The sequence below is a fragment of the Nocardia sp. MDA0666 genome (genome assembly GCF_003023875.1).
Classification (GTDB): Bacteria; Actinomycetota; Actinomycetes; order Mycobacteriales; family Mycobacteriaceae; genus Nocardia; species Nocardia aobensis.
In genome coordinates this window covers 78,335-95,107 of the sequence record NZ_PYHT01000019.1, presented here as the reverse complement: position 1 = coordinate 95,107, position 16,773 = coordinate 78,335, and the positions used below count along the sequence as shown (strand labels likewise).

Below are 16,773 nucleotides of genomic sequence, written 5' to 3'. Positions count from 1 at the left end.
TCCACAAGACGTGCGCCTCGGTCGTTCCAGGAATCGGTGGACAAAGGCGTACATCTTACGAGCCGTTCACCATGATGGGTTTCGGCCCGCCTCGATTTTGGACTGACGGAGCGGGGGAGCGAAGCGGAGGAGCGGAGGAGGGAAAAATCGATGCCCAAGGGGCCGAAACCCCGCCGAAGCGAAGCGAAGGCCAAAAACACTAGAGTACGAGCCGTGATGTCGGGAGTTCGAATGCGTGCAGGGCGGCGCGTGGTCTTGGTGCTGATGCTGGCGCTCGGGGTGCTCACCGCGTGCACCGCCAATCCGCCGCCGCCGATCGAGAGCACCGACAGTCCGAAGACGACTCCGGCGACGCCGACGAAGTCCACGGTGGTCGTGGCGGTGGACGATATCGGGATCGGATTCAATCCGCATCTGCGGTCGAATCAGTCGCCGGCGACGAATGCCGTTGCCTCGCTGGTGTTTCCGAGTCCGTTTCGTCCGGTCCCGTCGCCGACGGTGCCGGGGGGTACGGATTGGGTTCCGGATGCGGCGTTGATGGTGTCGGCGGATGTGACGCCGTCGGATCCGTCGCAGCCGGATCTGTTCACGCTGACCTACAAGATTCAGAATCAGGCGTCGTGGTCGGACGGTGCGCCGATCGCGGCCGAGGATTTCCGGTATCTGTGGCAGCAGATGATCAGCCAGCCCGGGGTGGTGGATCCGGCGGGCTACCGGTTGATCAACGATGTGAAGTCCTCGGAGGGCGGCAAGACGGTCACGGTGACGATGAGTCAGCCGTATCCGGCTTGGCGGCAATTGTTTTCGGATCTGCTGCCGTCGCATCTGCTGAAGGACGCGCCCGGTGGATTTCAGCGGGCGCTCGCCGTGGAGCGTGGCCTGATCGATCAGAATCCGATTTCCGGCGGGCAGTTCCGGGTGAAGCAGGCCGATGCGGGCCGCGAGGAGATCCTGCTCGAACGCAACGACCGCTACTGGGGTACTCCGGCGGTGCCGGATCAGATTCTGTTGCGGCGTGGCGGCACTCCGGCGCAGCTGGCCGAATCGCTGCGCGCGGGTGACGCGCAGATGGCGCTGGTGCACGGCGGTGTCGCGACGCAGGCGCAGCTGGCGGCGATTCCGCAGGTGCGGACCGCGATCATGCCGCAGGCGCGGGAAATGCAGATGGTGCTGAACGGGCGGACCGGGGATCTGTCCGATCCGCGCGTGCGCCACGCGGTGCTGGGTCTGCTCGATCCGGCGTTGCTGGCCTCGGTGGGCGCCGAGACGGGCGCGTGGGTGGATCCGGTGCGGGCGCAGATCCTGGCGCCCTCGGATCCGGGGTATGCGCCGACGGCGCCGCCGCGGCCGTCTCCCGATCAGGCGTTCGGGCTGCTGGCCGAGGCCGGATTCGGCCGTGCGCCCGAGACTCCCGCAGCGGGCAATCCGACGACGTCGCCGGCGCCGCAGCCGCGCCCGGTCGCCAAGAACGGCCGGACCCTGACGATCCGGATCGGCGCGGTGGACAAGGATCCGACCACGCTGGCGGTCGCGAATACCGCCGCCGACCAACTGCGCAGCGCCGGAATCGATGCGTCGGTGCGCAGCCTGCCCGCCGACGAGCTCTACGGCAAGGATCTGGCGGACGGGACCGTCGACGCGGTGGTCGGCTGGGAGCGGGCCGGGGAGGATCCGGCGACGATCCTGTCCTCGCGCTACGGCTGCCCGCCGGTGGCCGCGCCCGGTCAGCAGGACACGTCGCAGATCGATGCCATCCGCAAGGCGCCGAGCAATGTGTCGGGGATCTGCGATCCGTCGCTGCAACCGCAGATCGATGCGGCGCTGCGCGGTGTGGATGTGCCCAAGGCGATCGGTGACGCGGAGCCGAGGCTGTGGGATCTGGCCACGGTGTTGCCGATCGTGCAGGACACCGGTGTCGCCGCGGCGAGTTCGCGGATGGACGGGGTCTCGCTGAGCGGTTCGATCCAGGTCGGGATCTTCGGCGGTGCGAGTACCTGGCGGCGGCTGTCGTGACCGGAACCGGCGGTCTGGTTCTGGTCCACGCCCATCCCGACGACGAGTCGATCACCACCGGCGGCACCATCGCGCACTACCGGGCTCGCGGGGTTCCGGTGACCGTGGTGACCTGCACGCTCGGCGAGGAGGGCGAGGTCATCGGGGAGCAGTGGCAGCAGCTGACCAGCGCCCACGCCGATCAGCTGGGCGGGTTCCGCATCCACGAGCTGACCGCCGCACTGGCCGCCCTCGGTGTCGACGCGCCGCATTTCCTCGGCGGGGCGGGCCGCTGGCGCGATTCCGGGATGAGCGGGACGACTGCGGATCCCCAGCCCATGGTGCCGACGCATCCGCGTGCCTTCGTCGATTCCGGCTCCGCCGCGGTGGCGGAGTTGAGCGAGGTGCTGCTGCGGCTGCGCCCGCGCGTGGTGGTCGGCTACGACCCGCGCGGCGGCTACGGCCATCCGGACCATGTGCGCGCCCATCGGATCACCATGGACGCGGTGACCGCGGCGGCCGAAAAGGGTTGGGACACACCGAAGGTGTACTGGACGGTGACCGATGCCGACGTACTGCGCCGGCATACCGAGGCCTTGGCCCGCCGCACGGTCGACCGCCTGCCCGGGGCGCTGCCGAGCGGTTGGCGGCTGCCGGCGGTCGGCGAGCTGGCGTGTGTGTCGAGTGAGACGGCGGTGACCACCACGATCGACGTCTCGGACGTGCTGGCGGCCAAACGCGCCGCCCTGCGCGCACATGCCACCCAGATCACCGTCGCGCCGTCGGGCCGCGAATTCGCGCTGTCGAACAACATCGCCCAGCCGGTGCTGCCGGAGGAGCATTACGTGCTGGTGCGTGGGCGTACCGGGCCGGTGGGCCCGGACGGACACGAGGACGATCTGTTCGCCGGACTGGATTGACCGCGGCAGCCGGCACTCGGGCTGGTCGAATCATGGGTGGGTCGGCTTAGACTGCTGGGCATGTACAACTGGAGCCTGCAGGACGCCATCGTCGCGTTCGTCGAGAGCCAGAAGCCGAACTGGCAGGCGCAGCACGATCTGTACCTGTCGGTGCTCTACGGATTCGTCGATATGCAGAGTCATCTGTTGACCCTGCTCGGCTTCCCGCCGGTACCGTGACGGCCGCGACGACCAGCCGGACCGCCTATGTGCCCGGCGGGTCGAAGTATGCCTGGCCGGTGCTCGGCGGCGTGCTGGCCGCGGTCCTGGTGTTCGACGGGCTGCTCTCGGTGGTGCTCGAGGTGCTGTATCTGCCGCTCCACATCGGCGCCACGCCGTTCCCGATCGCGGCCCTCGTCGCCGCGGTGGTGAACGTGCTGCTGGTGCGCGGGATGGGTGTGGTCGTGTCGCGCCCGGCCGCGATGGGCCTGCCGGTGATCGCGTGGCTGTTCGGATTCCTGATCTGCTCCACCACCGGGCCCGGCGGCGATGTGCTGCTGACCGACTCCTGGACCTCGCCGCTGCTGCTGGCCTGCGGCATCGTGCCGGTGGGTTTGTATCTGTTCCGGCGGGCGTTCCTGCGTCCGAAGGTCACCCCCGCCACACTCTGAACCGGTGCCGGTCGTCCGGAAGGTCTTGCCGGAAAAAGATATCGGCGAACGGCTGTAGCGGGCCGGAGGGTCGGTTAGTCTCTCAGGCGTTATCTGTGGTTCTGCCGCCCGGCGGGTGGTGTGGTTAGGAAGTGGGGGCCGGTTGCTCAGCTGGCCGGTTGGCTCGGGTGCGCCGAGATCCGAATGCGCGCGGACGTCGCCCGACAACAGGAAGATCACCCGTGGTTGAGTGGTCGAAGCTTCCTGGATTGCCTGTGAACACGAAGGATTCGCGCTGGCTCGGCCTGATGAGCCGGGGTGTGCGCGGGCGGGTCAGCGTGCGCGTGCGCCTGCTCGCCATCGTGCTGATCTCCAGCGTCACGCTGCTCGCCATCGGCGTGGGCGCGGCGTCGTATCTGGTGCGGTCGGGCCGCGATGCCCGGCAGTGGGCCGAATTGGCCAGCAGCACCGCCGCTCCCGCGGTCGCCATCATGGAGACCTTCGGTGAGGAGCGCCGGCTCTCGATGCTGCACCTGGCGGGCGATCCCGGCGCCACCGCACAATTGACGGCGGCGCGGCAGCGCTCGGATGCGGCGCTGGCCGCCCTCACCGCCAAGGGCGACGAGGCGCAGAAGATGAATCCGGACAACTCCGGAGCCGATATCGCCGCCTACGGTCAGCTGCTCGCGCAGTTGCCGCTGGTGCGGCGCGGCATCGATTCCGGCCAGGCGCCGGCCGATCAGGTCTTCGGGCTGTTCAGCCGTTTCACCGCGGCGATCATCGATGCCTCGATGCTGGCTGCCCGGGTCGCGCCGGATGCCGGCATCGCCGTCCAGCTCGGCTATGCCGTTCAGGTGATGCGCGCCGCGGAGGCGCTGTCCGAAGCCACCGCACTCGGTGAATTATTCCTGGTGACAGGCACTTCGACGCCCGCGCAGTGGACCCAGTACACCAACTTCCTGGGTGAATTCCGCGGCCAGATCGCCTATTCGAGGTCGGTGCTGAAGGGTGAACGCGCGGATCAGCTCCAGGCGATCGTGGACAGCCCGGCGTGGGCCCAGATCAACGAGATGGCCGACGCGGTCGCCGCGCGCGGTCCGATGGCGGCCACCGACGATTCCGACCCGAGCACGCGGACCGGCGATACCGCGCGGTCGCGCTCGAGCAGGCAATCCGCGAAACCGCTGCCGATGACCGTGCAGGCCTGGCAGGACAGCTCGGACCAGCTCGGCTCCGGACTGCTGACGCTGTGGCAGGACAAGAGCCGGGACGCGCACGCCGAGGCGCGGGATCAGGGTGATCGCACCGCCATCGGATCGCTCGCCGGCGGTGGTGCGGTGTTGCTGGTGTCGATTCTGGCCTTCCTCGCCTCGCTGGTGCTGGCGAACCGGTTCATCGGCCGGATGCGCCGATTGCGCCGCGACACACTGGAATTGGCCGATGAGCGGCTGCCCGACATCATGCGCCGGGTGTCGGCTGGTGAGACGGTGGACGCCCCGACGGAGGTGTCGCGGCTGGACTTCGGTTCCGACGAGCTCGGCCAGGTCGCGCAGGCCTTCAACCGAGCGCAGGTGGCGGCGGTGTCGGCCGCGGTCGCGGAATCGAATACCCGCGCCGGTATCAATACGATCTTCCTGGATATCGCCCATCGCAGCCAGGCGCTGGTACATCGCCAGCTGGCGCTGCTGGACCAGGCCGAGCGGCGCGAGGAGAACGCCGACCAGCTCGAATTGCTGTTCCAGCTCGACCATTTGGCCACCCGTGCCCGCCGCAACGCCGAGAACCTGATCATCCTCGGCGGCAAACAGCCGGGCCGGCGCTGGCGCAATCCGGTTCCGCTGATCGAGGTGATTCGGGGTGCGGTCGCGGAAAGTCTGGACTACACCAGGATTCGCATCGGCCGTATTCCGCGCACCCGGGTGATGGGCACCGCGGTCGCCGACCTGATCCACCTGCTGGCCGAGCTGATGGACAATGCCACCTCGTATTCGCCGCCGCAGGCTCGGGTGGAGGTGCACGCCGCCGTAGTGGGACGCGGTGTGGCGGTGGAGATCGTCGACCAGGGTCTGGGTATGACCGCCGACGAACTCGACCGACGCAACGAAATGCTGTCGCACCCACCGGAATTCAGTGTGGCGGCCCTGTCTACCGACACCCGGCTCGGGCTGTTCGTGGTCGCGAAACTGGCCAACCGGCACGGTATTTCGGTGAAGTTGCGCGAATCGGTGTACGGCGGCGTGCGCGCGGTGGTGCTGATCGGCACGCCGGTGCTGGAAGCCGGTGAGGTGAACGGTACGGACTTCGAGGATCCGGGACCCGCCACCGGGGAGTTCGCCGTGCTGGGGCCGGTGACCAACGCGTCCGCCGCCCGTGCGGAAGTGATTGTCGCCGAGGATGTTCCGCCGGCGACCGACGTCGCGACGCCGCCCGCCGCGGATCCGGACCTGAGCTCACGCCGCTCGGCCTGGTTCACCTCGGCCTCGGAGCGTATCGAGTCCGCACCCGCGACCGGAGTGTTCGGCGCGCCGGTGACCAGCCCGGGCGTGGTTCGGGCCGGGGAGGGCCGTCCGCCGCTGCCGCGCCGGGTGCGCTCGGCCGATCGCGACGAGACGCCCGCGGCCGGCACGAATACCGTTCGGCGACGCACCGCCGACCAAGCTCGCAACCTGATCAGCGCCGTCGAGCAGGGCACCCGGCAGGGCCGCCGACCCGCTGCCGAAACCGGCTCCACGGCATCCCATTTCGACACAGACGAGGGTGAAGATGGCTAATCCCAACCGAAGTGACGTCGGCTGGCTGCTCGACGATCTGGTGAAGGGTCTCACCGGTGTCCGCTACGCGGTATTGCTGTCCACCGACGGACTGCTGCTGGGCAACTCCTCGGAGCTGGAGAACTCCGATGCCGAGCGGTTCTGCGCGATGGCTTCCGCGTTGCACAGTCTGGCCCGCAGCGCCGGACATCATTTCGACGCCGGCGGTGTCTGCCAGACCATGGTGGAACTCGACCGGGCGGTGCTGTTCATCACCGCCGCGGGTGACAACGCGTGCTTGGGCCTGCTGGCCGCGGACAACGCCGACCTGGGCATGGTCGCGTACGCGATGAACCAGACCGTGCAGCGGGTCGGTTCACATCTCGCCGTCGACCGACGATGAGTCACCGTGAACGACGGTGACGCCTGGTTCGACGACGAGGCCGGACCACTGGTCCGGTTGTACGCGGTCACGCAGGGACGTGGCCGCAGCAACCGGCCGGAACTGGATATGCTGACCCTGATCGTCGATATCGGCCGGGGCGCGGCGCTGCGCCGCCACGAACCCGAATACGCCGCCATCGTGGAGTTGTGCCGCACACCGCAGTCGGTCGCGGAAGTCGCCGCGCGGCTGGAACTTCCGCTGACCATGACGAAGGTGCTCGTCGGCGATCTGATCGACGACGGCCGCCTCGAATACCGCCAGCCCCGTCAGGACGAGGCATCCGACGTCGGCCTGCTGCAGGCGCTGCTGGACGGCATTCGAGGGCTCTGACCACGCTCAGTGCAGCCGCGCCGCAAGGCGTTTCGCGTTCATGTAGGCGATCGCCTCGATCGAGACCATCGGATTCACTCCGGAGGCGGTGGGGAAGCAGGACGCGTCGGCGACGACGATGTTGTTCACATCCCAGGTGGCGCCGTCGGGGTCGACCGCCGACATGTCCGGTGCACCGCCCATCCGCGCCGAACCCATGATGTGCAGCGCGCCCATCGCGCACTGTCCGGGCTCGTAACCGGCGGCGGCGCAGGCGGCGGCGAATTCGGCGTGCGATCCGGTGCGGCCGGGCTCGTAGGCGGGGCCGGCCTGCTGTCCGGAATAGATGCGGCGTGCCCCGGCGGCCTCGAGAATCTGTGCGGCGCCGGTGATTCCGGTGTGCAGATGGCCACGATCGTGCTTCGAGAGCCGGTAGGAGACCACCGGTTCGCCGTTCTTGTCGACGCCGACACTGCCGTGGTCGCGGTCGCGGGTGATCACTCCCAGCGCCACCGACTTGTTCAACTCCAGCAGATTCGCCCGGTAGGCCGCGGCGCCGCGCCAGTTCATGAAGCCCACGCCCATGCCGGGATGGATCGGGCCGGTCTCGTAGATGACGCCGTAACCGTTGCCGTCCAGATCGCGGTGCTGACGGCTGATCCGCGCCTGCATACCGCCCTCCCACGGCCGGATCGGCTCGTCGAAGACGCCGAAGACCGCCGCGGCCGGATGCAGTCGCAGATAGTTGCCGATGTTCTTGTTGCGCAGGCCCGATCGCTTCAGCAGCGCCGGGGTCTGCACCGCGCCCGCGGCCACGACCACCGCGCGGGCCCGCACCTCGATCGGGGCGCCGTTCGAGCCCACGGCCGAAACGCCTTCGGCGCGACCGTTGTTCACGAGGATGCGCCGCACGTTCGCCTCGACCACGAACCGCGCGCCGTGTGCCGCGGCATCGGCGAGCCAGGTCTTGGTGACCGACTGTTTGGCGCCGACGCGGCAGCCGTAGGGGCAGCGGCCGCATTCGACGCCGGCATCGCAGGCGTCGCCGACATTGCGGGGCAGGGTGTCGATATGCCAGCCCAGGGCGGTGGCGCCGCGTTCCAGCACGCCGTCGCGTGCCGAGAGCGGGGAGTGGCGATCGTTGACGCCGAGGCGCCCGGTCACCGCGTCGAGGGCGGTGGTGTATTCGTCCTGCGCGAACTGGGTCGCACCGAGTCCGGCCCATTCGGCGCGCACCTCGTCCGGCGTGCGCAGCGATGTGCTCCAGTTGACCACCGTGCCACCGCCCAGGCAGGTGCCCGCGACGAGGGTGATCTGACCTTCACTGGTGGCGGGCGGGCCGGGCGCGTAGAGGTTGAGCAGGGCGTCGAGTTCGCCGGCGCCGAAATCCCGGTCGTCGTAATAGTTTCCGCGTTCGAGCACGATCACGTCGAGACCCGCCTCGGCGAGTACGGCGGCGGCGGTGCCACCGCCCGCCCCGGAGCCGACGATGACGACATCGCAGGTCAACGTGGTCGGGTCGGTCGGACGCAGCACGGACAGGGCGGGGGCCGGAGCCGAGGCGAGGGTGCCGGGCGGGCCCGGATAGTCGATGGCCTTCCACAGCGGGTGGCTGCCGGTGGGGCCGGGTGTGACGTTGTAGGACAGCAGAGCGGCCTGCTTGAGTGCCTGGAACAGGGTGCGCTTCACCGCGATTCGGGAATCGCCGAGGCGCAGGAGGGTGCGCTCGCGCTCGTCGGCGGTCAGCGACGAGAAGCGCCGGCCACGGTTGCCGAGCAGCAACCCCGCCGATCGGGAATCCCACAGATCGAGCAGGGTGGCGAGCTGTTTGCTCTCGGCGGGGCGAGGGTTGCGGCTCAGGATGTCGAAGACCGTCGCCACGGAGCCGAGCTCTGTCGCCGACGGCAGACTCAGCCCGTCGCCCGGGGTGAACGTATCGCAGATCAGGCCCAGGGCGGCGCGCTGCTTCACTGTCGGATCCATAAAAGCTCACCTTTCACACCACTGGGTGAGTTGTATCACGGTGAGCGAATCTGCGCTCACTTATGCGAAACATACTTGCAGATATAGGCCAGATTCCGGGGTTAGATCAGCGTTTGCGTAGGAGAACTGTCGGTTACATGCAGGATCCCGGGCGTCACCTGGTCGATCAGCGCCCATGCCCGTTCGATGGGCAGATCCACGATGCTGTACTTCTTCTTCCCCGCCGCACTGGCCGCGATCACTGTCGCCAGCCCCGCCCGCCGCTGGAAAAAGGTCTGCCGGACGGTCCACCCGATCACGCCCGGCGCCTCCAGGCAGTCACGGTCACGATCGAGCGCCCCGCGCCGCGTGATCAGCCAGACCGGACGCTCACCGTCCGACGGGATCACCGCATGCCCCAGCCCTCGATAGCGATCGTGTGCCAGGGCCGCCGCCACGAACGCCACTATCACTGGAAGGACCCATGCCCACGGTGGAACAGGCCGTCCGGCAAGGACTATCGCGGCGAAGGCGGCGAGAAGAATCCACACCGGAATGAAGGCGCGGGTGTAGCGCCGGTGTCGCGCGCGTGGGCCGTGCTGTTCGAGTGCCACCGACGCGGGAGCGGCGGCGGTTGCCGGGTCGTCCCAGAGTTGTTGTGGCGCAGCGTGTTCGCTCGCAGCGGTTCTGCGGCGAGAACGGCTGGTGAGAAGCTGGGCCAGGGTGCGGTCGACGGCGGCGCGCGGGGCCTGGGGGAGCAACTTCTGGCGCGGGCTGGTGCCGGTCATGATCGCTTCGAGTTCGGCGCCGCCGGCCAGCCGGAGGAGCAGAGGTTCCTTGACGGTCGCACCGCGCAGTCGCGAGAGGTCGAGCGTGGTCTGGCGGGTGGTGAACAGGCCGCTGCGGATATGCAGCGCTGTGCCGTCGTCGAGCACGCGCAGACCGAAATACGTTGTGAGATACCGGATGCACGCCGCAATGGCCGCGATCACCAGCAGCACCACGACGGCACCCGTCACGGCGAGGGCGATGAACACCGCACTGTGTTCGGTCAGGTCCTGCACGGCTTCGGAATGCACCAGCACATCGGCGACGCCGACTTTCGCGGCCAGGCCGATCACGGGTCCGACGATGGCCAGGCCGGTCAGCGACAGCGGAGCGTAGCGGACCCAGCGCGGCCGCCAATGCCCCATCTCGATCGCGTCGTCCGCGAGCGCGCCGGATTCGCCACCGTTCAAGGCTCGCTGCAGTGCGGCCCGTCCGGCACCGATCCCGTTGTGGACCTGGTCGGTTCGCGTCGAATGGCCTGGGTCCGGCTGCGTGTTCTCGGCCGGCCGCAACAGTAATGCCCGCAGCTCGGGCACCTGCCGCGCATCCACCCCGTCGAGATGAAACCGTTTCTCCCGATCGGCATGCTGTCCGGTACCGATGACCAGCACCACCAACCCGAGCAGCCGATGCATCAGGTCCGCATGCACGTCCACCGACCGAATCCGCGACCGCGGCACCGTCAAGGTCCGCCGCTGCAGCAGGCCCCGGCGCAGCTCCACGGTATCGGCGCCGATCCGGTAGCTGGTGGTGAACCACCGCGTCAACGCGAACGCCACGATCACCGTCGCCACCGCCACCGGACTCCATGCCGGCCCGCCGCTCTGGGTTCCCACGATCACCGCGCCCAGGAGCACCGGGATGTATTTGAACAATTCCCGCACCGGATGCACGAGCAGCATCCGCATATCCAGCCGTCGCCAATCGTCGGCCGCCACCCCCACCGGCGAATCGCTCACGTCGCATCCTCCCGATGAATCGCCGCGATATCGGTCAGCCGATTCACCGTCCGCTCGGCCACCTCCAGATCCAGCGCCGCGATCCGCACCGCGCCCGCCGACGACGCCGTGGTCACCGTGACCGTCGCCAACCCGAACATCCGCTCCAACGGCCCGCGATGCGTATCCACCGTCTGCACCCGCGTAATCGGCGCGACCCGGCTCTCCTGGTTGAACCACCCCGTCCGCGTATACACCGCGCTCTCGGTCACCTCCCACCGATGCACGGCATACCGCCACATCGGCACGACCACCACGCTGAACCCCGCCGCAACCACCGTCGCCGTCACCAGAGCGAGCGCCCACCCCCGATGCGAACCGTCCAGCACCACCCACACGAGCCCGCCCACCAGCACGAACGCCCAGAAAATCGCCGGCCCGGCCGCCCACAACAGCGGAGCCCGCCGACTGGCCCGCCACGCCGGCGCCGCCAAGATCGTGCGCGCGGGCGAATCTTCCGGCGACCGGGTCATACCAGCCATCGTGACATGGAACCGGGCGCGGCCGGTGAAGCCGTTTGCCGGGTGCGGTGATCCGGCGCGATCAGGTGATCCAGCGGTCCGCGAGCCCGTCCACCCAATCGATGCACTCGTCGGGGCTCTCCGGCGGGGTATCCACCAGGACGAGTTCGGTGACGCCGAGGTCGCTCAGTTCGGCGACGTTCGCGCGGGCCGGGGCGCGTAGTGCCACGGCCAGGTGCAGGTCGGCGATGTCGCGCCCGGCGTCCGTGCAGAACCGGGCCAGGAGGTGTAGGCGGTCGCGGACTGTCGACACGGTGTCGAGGTTGAAGCCGTACCAGCCGTCTCCCCAGGCGGCCACTCGCCGCAGTGCGCGGTCGCTGTTGCCGCCGACGAGGATCGGCAGGTGGCTTTGCGTGGGTTTCGGGTTGACGCGGATGGTGCGGAAGGAGACGTGTTCGGAGGCGTAGGTCGCCGGGTCGTCGCGCCACAGGGTTCGGATGGCGTGGACGTAGTCGGCGGTGCGTGCGGCTCGCCCCGCGAAGGGGATGCCCAACGCGTCGAACTCGTCCGCGGACCAGCCGATTCCGATGCCGAGGCGGAATCGGCCCGCGCTGAGCCGGTCCAGCGACGCGGCCTGTTTGGCCATGATCACCGGGTTGTGCTCGGGGAGGAGGACGACGCCGGTGGCCAGGTGGATGGTCGAGGTGACCGCGGCGGCGTAGGTCAGGCAGGTGAACGGATCGAGCCAGTCGGCGGTGGCCGGGACGGCGATGCGGCCGTCGTCGGAGTAGGGGTAGGTGGACGACGAATCGTCGACCATCACGACGTGCTCGCCGCACCACAGCGTGTCGAAGCCGCGGCGTTCGGCCTGCCGGGCGGTCGCGTCGATGATCTCCGGCCGGGATCCGGAGCCGATTCCCAGACCGTGCAACCCGAATCGCATGGCATCGCCGCCTCGTCTGTTTCCGGTGGGACCGGAATTTTAGCCGCTAGCGCTCTCACCAGCACAGTCGTGGACGCGGTATTCCCGGAGGCAAACTGGTCGCCGGAAGCAGGAATAACCTGCGAAGGCCGCCGGGTTGTCTCACGTCACAGGGCACCGAAGGGAGAACACTCGGATGGTTGGCGCATGATCGACGGCGTGAACGAACAACCGCACACTGGGCTACCGACTCCTGGTGTACCGCCCGTTCCGCCGAGTTCTTCGGCCATGCGCAGAGCCTTGCGGCGCGCGCGCGACGGGGCGACGCTCAATCTCGACGAGGCCGTGGTGCTCTTGCACGCGCGCGGTGCGGATCTCGAGGATCTGTCCGCGTCCGCGGCCCGGGTGCGGGACGCGGGGCTGCGGGAGACGTATTCCGGGGACACCCTGCCCATCACCTATTCGCGCAAGGTGTTCATTCCGCTCACCCGCCTGTGTCGCGACAAATGTCATTACTGCACGTTCGTGACGGTGCCCGGCAAGCTGCGCGCCGAAGGTCACGGCATGTATCTGGAACCCGACGAGGTGCTCGAGATCGCCCGCAAGGGTGCCGAATTGGGTTGTAAGGAAGCGCTTTTCACGCTGGGTGACCGTCCGGAGGATCGCTGGCCGGAGGCGCGGCAGTGGCTGGACGAGCGTGGCTACGATTCCACCCTCGACTATGTGCGCGCCATGTCGATCCGGGTGCTCGAGGAAACCGGTCTGCTGCCGCATCTGAATCCGGGGGTGATGAGCTGGGCGGAGATGTCGCGGCTCAAGCCGGTCGCCCCGTCGATGGGCATGATGCTGGAAACCACCTCCGAGCGCCTGTTCACCGAGCGTGGTCAGGCGCATTACGGCAGCCCGGACAAGGATCCGCAGGTCCGGCTGCGTGCCCTCACCGATGCTGGGCGGCTGAGCATTCCGTTCACCACCGGCATCCTCGTCGGCATCGGTGAGACCTATGCCGAGCGCGTCGACTCGATCCTCGCGATCCGCAAGTCGCACAAGGCATTCGGACATGTGCAGGAGGTGATCGTGCAGAACTTCCTGGCCAAGTCCGATACCGCCATGCGCGACACCCCCGACGCCGATCTGGCGGAGTTCCGCGCCACGATCGCGGTGACCCGGCTGCTGCTGGGGCCCAAGATGCGGATTCAGGCCCCGCCGAATCTGGTGTCGCTCGACGAGTGCCGGGCCCTGATCGACGCCGGTATCGACGACTGGGGCGGGGTATCGCCACTGACCCCGGATCATGTGAATCCAGAGCGGCCGTGGCCGAACCTCGAGGTGCTCGCCGAGGTGACGGCACAGGCCGGTTACACGCTGACCGAGCGGCTGACGGCGCATCCGAAATATGTGCTCGCCGGCAATCCCTGGATCGACCCGCGCGTGCTGGGACATGTTGCCGCACTGGCCGATCCGCGTACCGGGCTGGCTCGCGATGTGAATCCGTCCGGTCACCCGTGGCAGGAACCCGACCAGTCCTGGGAGTCGCTGGGCCGGGTGGATCTCAACACCGCCATCGACACCGAGGGTCGCAACACCGAGTCCCGCAGCGATTCCGGCCTGGACAGCGACGGCCTCGGCGCCTTCGGTGACTGGGAAACCGTTCGGGAACAAGTACTTTCGCTCAGCGCACCGGTGAAGCTCGATACCGACGTGCTGAGCGCGCTGCGTGCCGCGGAGAAGGATCCGGCCGGGCTCACCGACGATCAGTACCTGGCGCTGGCCACCGCCGACGGCGCGGAACTCGACGCCATCGCCGCCCTGGCCGATCAGCTGCGCCGCGACACCGTCGGCGACGACGTCACCTACGTGGTGAACCGGAATATCAACTTCACCAACATCTGCTACACCGGGTGCCGATTCTGCGCGTTCGCGCAGCGCAAGGGCGATGCCGACGCGTTCACCCTGTCCGCCGACGAGGTGGCCGAACGAGCCTGGGAAGCGTATGTGGAGGGCGCGACCGAGGTGTGTATGCAGGGCGGCATCGACCCCGACCTGCCGGTCACCGGGTACGCCGATCTGGTGCGGGCGGTCAAGAAGCGGGTGCCGTCGATGCATGTGCACGCGTTCAGTCCGATGGAGATCGTCAACGGCGCCTCGCGCGGCGGGCAGAGCGTGCACGATTGGCTCTCGGCGCTGAAAGAGGCCGGGCTGGATACGATTCCGGGCACCGCCGCGGAAATCCTCGACGACGAGGTGCGCTGGGTGCTCACCAAGGGCAAGCTGCCCACCTCGGCATGGATCGACGTCATCACCACCGCGCACAAACTCGGCATTCGGTCGAGTTCGACGATGATGTACGGCCACGTCGACAATCCGAAGCACTGGGTCGGCCACCTGCGGGTGCTGCGCGGCATTCAGGACGAGACCGGTGGTTTCACCGAATTCGTGTTGCTGCCGTTCGTGCATCAGAGCGCACCGCTCTATCTGGCGGGTGCGTCGCGGCCGGGGCCGACGATCCGGGACAACCGCGCGGCGCACGCGCTGGCGCGCATCATGCTGCACGGGCGTATCGCCAATATTCAGACCAGCTGGGTGAAACTGGGCATCACCGGCACCCAGGTGATGCTCAACGGCGGCGCCAACGATCTGGGCGGTACGTTGATGGAGGAGACCATTTCCCGGATGGCCGGATCGGAGCACGGCTCGGCGAAGTCGGTGGCCGAACTGGTCGAGATCGGCGCCGGGATCGGTCGCCCCGTGCGGGAGCGCACCACCACCTACGGGATACCGGAACACCAGGTGTCGGCCCTGCCGCTGACGGTCGGCTGATTGCGGCGCGGCGCCGCTTCCGGTACCGGAGTCGCGGAACTCCGGAAGCGGCGTCGCGCACCCAGTGGCCCCGGTGAACCGGACGCGGCGAACACAGCGAATCGGACGCCGCCGAGCCGGCGCGGAGAACACCGCCGGACCGGTCTGGAGAACACCGACGGACACGGTGTGTCGCATCCCGTCGGGATCGACAAGTTAGGCAAGGCTGACCAGTTGTAATGTGAGTCGCCGGGATACTGTTGCGCGGGCGGAAGTGTCCCGCAGGCAAGGACAGACTAGGAGAACGGCAGTGCCGTACATCATCGCTGAACCGTGCGTTGACGTGAAGGACAAGGCGTGCATCGAGGAATGCCCCGTGGACTGCATCTACGAGGGCAATCGCATGCTGTACATCCAACCCGACGAGTGCGTGGACTGTGGTGCATGTGAGCCGGTGTGCCCGGTGGAAGCGATCTTCTACGAGGACGACACCCCGGACCAGTGGAGCGGGTACATCAACGCCAACGTCGACTTCTTCGATGACCTCGGCTCGCCCGGCGGCGCGACCAAGGTCGGCAAGACCGACTACGACGTGCCGTTCATCGCCGCGCTGCCGCCGATGGCGAACGAGTAGGTAGCGTTTCGGTGATCCGCGATCGTGTGCGGGTCAGCAGTCTGCTGCCCGATTTTCCCTGGGACACCATCGCCGGGGCCAAGGCTCGCGCCGCGGCGCATCCCGACGGCATCGTCGACCTTTCGGTGGGTACGCCGGTCGACCCGGTCGACCCGCTGATCCGCGCGGCGCTGGACTCGGCCGCCGACGTACCCGGATATCCCGCCACCTACGGCACCCCCGAACTGCGGGAGGCCGCGGTGGCGGCGGTGGCGCGCCGCTTCGGCATGTCCGGTATCGGCTCCGATGCGGTGCTGCCGGTGATCGGCACCAAGGAACTGATCGCCGGATTGCCGCGACTGCTCGGCCTCGGCCCCGCGGATCTGGTGGTGATTCCCGAGGTGGCGTATCCGACCTACGAGGTGGGTGCCCTGCTGTCGGGTTCGCGAATTCTGCGCGCGGACGGCATGACCCGGCTGGGCCCGGAATCGCCGGCGCTGATCTATCTGAACTCGCCGTCCAATCCCACCGGCCGGGTGCTCGGTATCGACCATCTGCGCAAGGTGGTGGCCTTCGCGCGCGAACGCGGCGCGATCGTCGCCTCCGACGAGTGCTACCTGGGTCTGACCTGGGACGCCGAGGCGGTGTCCATCCTCGACCCGCGCGTCAGCGACGGCGACCACACCGGTCTGCTGGCCATCCACTCGCTGTCGAAGACGTCGAATCTGGCCAGCTACCGGGCCGGTTTCGTGACCGGCGACCTCGAGCTGATCCGGGAGCTGCTGGAGGTGCGCAAGCATTCCGGCATGATGGTCCCGTATCCGATCCAGGCCGCGATGACCGCGGCACTGGCCGACGACCGGCACGAGGCGCAGCAGCGCGAACGTTACCGCGCCCGCCGTGAGGTGCTGCGAAAGGCATTGGTGGAGGCGGGTTTCCGCATCGACCATTCCGAGGCCGGCCTGTACCTGTGGTCCACGCGCGGCGAGAACTGCCGCACCACCCTGGACTGGCTTGCCGAACGCGGCATCCTCGCCGCACCCGGTGACTTCTACGGTCCGACCGGCACCGAGCACGTGCGCATCGCCCTGACCGCGACCGACGAGCGCATCGCGGCCGCGGCGGTCCGGCTGTCCGCCTGACCG

At 68.4% G+C, this 16,773-nt stretch carries 14 protein-coding genes; 10 read left to right on the top strand and 4 right to left on the bottom strand.

Annotation, left to right across the window (positions count from 1 at the left end):
* Positions 1-231 precede the first annotated feature (231 nt).
* The 7 genes from C8258_RS23705 (at position 232) to C8258_RS23680 (ending at position 7,066) form a co-directional block, all read left to right on the top strand.
* Positions 232-2,013, top strand: coding sequence for an ABC transporter family substrate-binding protein (locus C8258_RS23705; protein WP_233225283.1), 1,782 nt, complete (start codon positions 232-234; stop codon positions 2,011-2,013).
* A complete protein-coding gene (gene mshB / locus C8258_RS23700; protein WP_233225282.1) occupies positions 2,010-2,912 on the top strand; it encodes an N-acetyl-1-D-myo-inositol-2-amino-2-deoxy-alpha-D-glucopyranoside deacetylase in 903 nt (300 codons plus the stop codon). The genes C8258_RS23705 and mshB overlap by 4 nt, the downstream gene beginning before the upstream one ends.
* A gap of 60 nt (positions 2,913-2,972) precedes the next feature.
* On the top strand, positions 2,973-3,131 hold the full coding sequence (locus C8258_RS32955) for a hypothetical protein (protein WP_167331885.1): 159 nt from the start codon (positions 2,973-2,975) through the stop codon (positions 3,129-3,131).
* Positions 3,128-3,562, top strand: coding sequence for a hypothetical protein (locus C8258_RS23695; protein ID WP_233225281.1), 435 nt, complete (start codon positions 3,128-3,130; stop codon positions 3,560-3,562). The genes C8258_RS32955 and C8258_RS23695 overlap by 4 nt, the downstream gene beginning before the upstream one ends.
* 254 nt (positions 3,563-3,816) lie before the next feature.
* Positions 3,817-6,312 carry a nitrate- and nitrite sensing domain-containing protein gene (locus C8258_RS23690; RefSeq protein ID WP_233225280.1) on the top strand — a complete coding sequence of 832 codons (2,496 nt, stop codon included), beginning with the start codon at positions 3,817-3,819 and terminating at the stop codon, positions 6,310-6,312.
* Positions 6,305-6,694, top strand: coding sequence for a roadblock/LC7 domain-containing protein (locus C8258_RS23685; protein ID WP_030514865.1), 390 nt, complete (start codon positions 6,305-6,307; stop codon positions 6,692-6,694). Before C8258_RS23690 ends, C8258_RS23685 begins: the two co-directional genes overlap by 8 nt.
* 6 nt (positions 6,695-6,700) lie before the next feature.
* Positions 6,701-7,066: a DUF742 domain-containing protein gene (locus tag C8258_RS23680; protein WP_036504873.1), complete on the top strand. Its 366-nt coding sequence runs from the start codon at positions 6,701-6,703 to the stop codon at positions 7,064-7,066.
* A gap of 6 nt (positions 7,067-7,072) precedes the next feature.
* On the opposite strand, the gene C8258_RS23675 is transcribed toward C8258_RS23680, so the two are convergent.
* The 4 genes from C8258_RS23675 to C8258_RS23660 form a co-directional block, all read right to left on the bottom strand.
* Positions 7,073-9,028: a GMC family oxidoreductase gene (locus C8258_RS23675; RefSeq protein WP_106957052.1), complete on the bottom strand. Its 1,956-nt coding sequence runs from the start codon at positions 9,026-9,028 to the stop codon at positions 7,073-7,075.
* 101 nt (positions 9,029-9,129) lie between these two features.
* Complete coding sequence (locus tag C8258_RS23670) at positions 9,130-10,743, bottom strand: PH domain-containing protein (RefSeq protein WP_106957099.1); 1,614 nt, start codon at positions 10,741-10,743, stop codon at positions 9,130-9,132.
* Positions 10,744-10,790: 47 nt separating this feature from the next.
* Positions 10,791-11,306 (bottom strand): PH domain-containing protein, encoded by a 516-nt coding sequence (locus C8258_RS23665; RefSeq protein ID WP_106957051.1) that lies wholly within the window; start codon positions 11,304-11,306, stop codon positions 10,791-10,793.
* Positions 11,307-11,376: 70 nt separating this feature from the next.
* Positions 11,377-12,237: an LLM class F420-dependent oxidoreductase gene (locus tag C8258_RS23660; RefSeq protein WP_106957050.1), complete on the bottom strand. Its 861-nt coding sequence runs from the start codon at positions 12,235-12,237 to the stop codon at positions 11,377-11,379.
* A gap of 186 nt (positions 12,238-12,423) precedes the next feature.
* Here C8258_RS23660 and C8258_RS23655 point away from each other — a divergent pair, with 186 nt between their 5' ends.
* The 3 genes from C8258_RS23655 (at position 12,424) to dapC (ending at position 16,770) form a co-directional block, all read left to right on the top strand.
* Positions 12,424-15,036: a bifunctional FO biosynthesis protein CofGH gene (locus C8258_RS23655; protein WP_106957049.1), complete on the top strand. Its 2,613-nt coding sequence runs from the start codon at positions 12,424-12,426 to the stop codon at positions 15,034-15,036.
* Positions 15,037-15,325: 289 nt separating this feature from the next.
* Positions 15,326-15,649 (top strand): ferredoxin, encoded by a 324-nt coding sequence (gene fdxA, locus C8258_RS23645; RefSeq protein ID WP_030514872.1) that lies wholly within the window; start codon positions 15,326-15,328, stop codon positions 15,647-15,649.
* Between the two features lie 14 nt (positions 15,650-15,663).
* A complete protein-coding gene (dapC, locus tag C8258_RS23640) occupies positions 15,664-16,770 on the top strand; it encodes a succinyldiaminopimelate transaminase (RefSeq protein WP_106957098.1) in 1,107 nt (368 codons plus the stop codon).
* The last annotated feature ends 3 nt before the right edge of the window (positions 16,771-16,773 follow it).

What these genes read in the sequence shown, in the direction of transcription:
- C8258_RS23670 (WP_106957099.1), bottom strand. Translation starts at nt 10,743, where the DNA reads ATGCGGATGCTGCTCGTGCATCCGGTGCGGGAATTGTTCAAATACATC.
- C8258_RS23665 (WP_106957051.1), bottom strand. Translation starts at nt 11,306, where the DNA reads ATGACCCGGTCGCCGGAAGATTCGCCCGCGCGCACGATCTTGGCGGCG.
- C8258_RS23660 (WP_106957050.1), bottom strand. Translation starts at nt 12,237, where the DNA reads ATGCGATTCGGGTTGCACGGTCTGGGAATCGGCTCCGGATCCCGGCCG.
- C8258_RS32955 (WP_167331885.1), top strand. Translation starts at nt 2,973, where the DNA reads ATGTACAACTGGAGCCTGCAGGACGCCATCGTCGCGTTCGTCGAGAGC.
- C8258_RS23705 (WP_233225283.1), top strand. Translation starts at nt 232, where the DNA reads ATGCGTGCAGGGCGGCGCGTGGTCTTGGTGCTGATGCTGGCGCTCGGG.
- C8258_RS23675 (WP_106957052.1), bottom strand. Translation starts at nt 9,028, where the DNA reads ATGGATCCGACAGTGAAGCAGCGCGCCGCCCTGGGCCTGATCTGCGAT.
- C8258_RS23685 (WP_030514865.1), top strand. Translation starts at nt 6,305, where the DNA reads ATGGCTAATCCCAACCGAAGTGACGTCGGCTGGCTGCTCGACGATCTG.
- C8258_RS23655 (WP_106957049.1), top strand. Translation starts at nt 12,424, where the DNA reads ATGATCGACGGCGTGAACGAACAACCGCACACTGGGCTACCGACTCCT.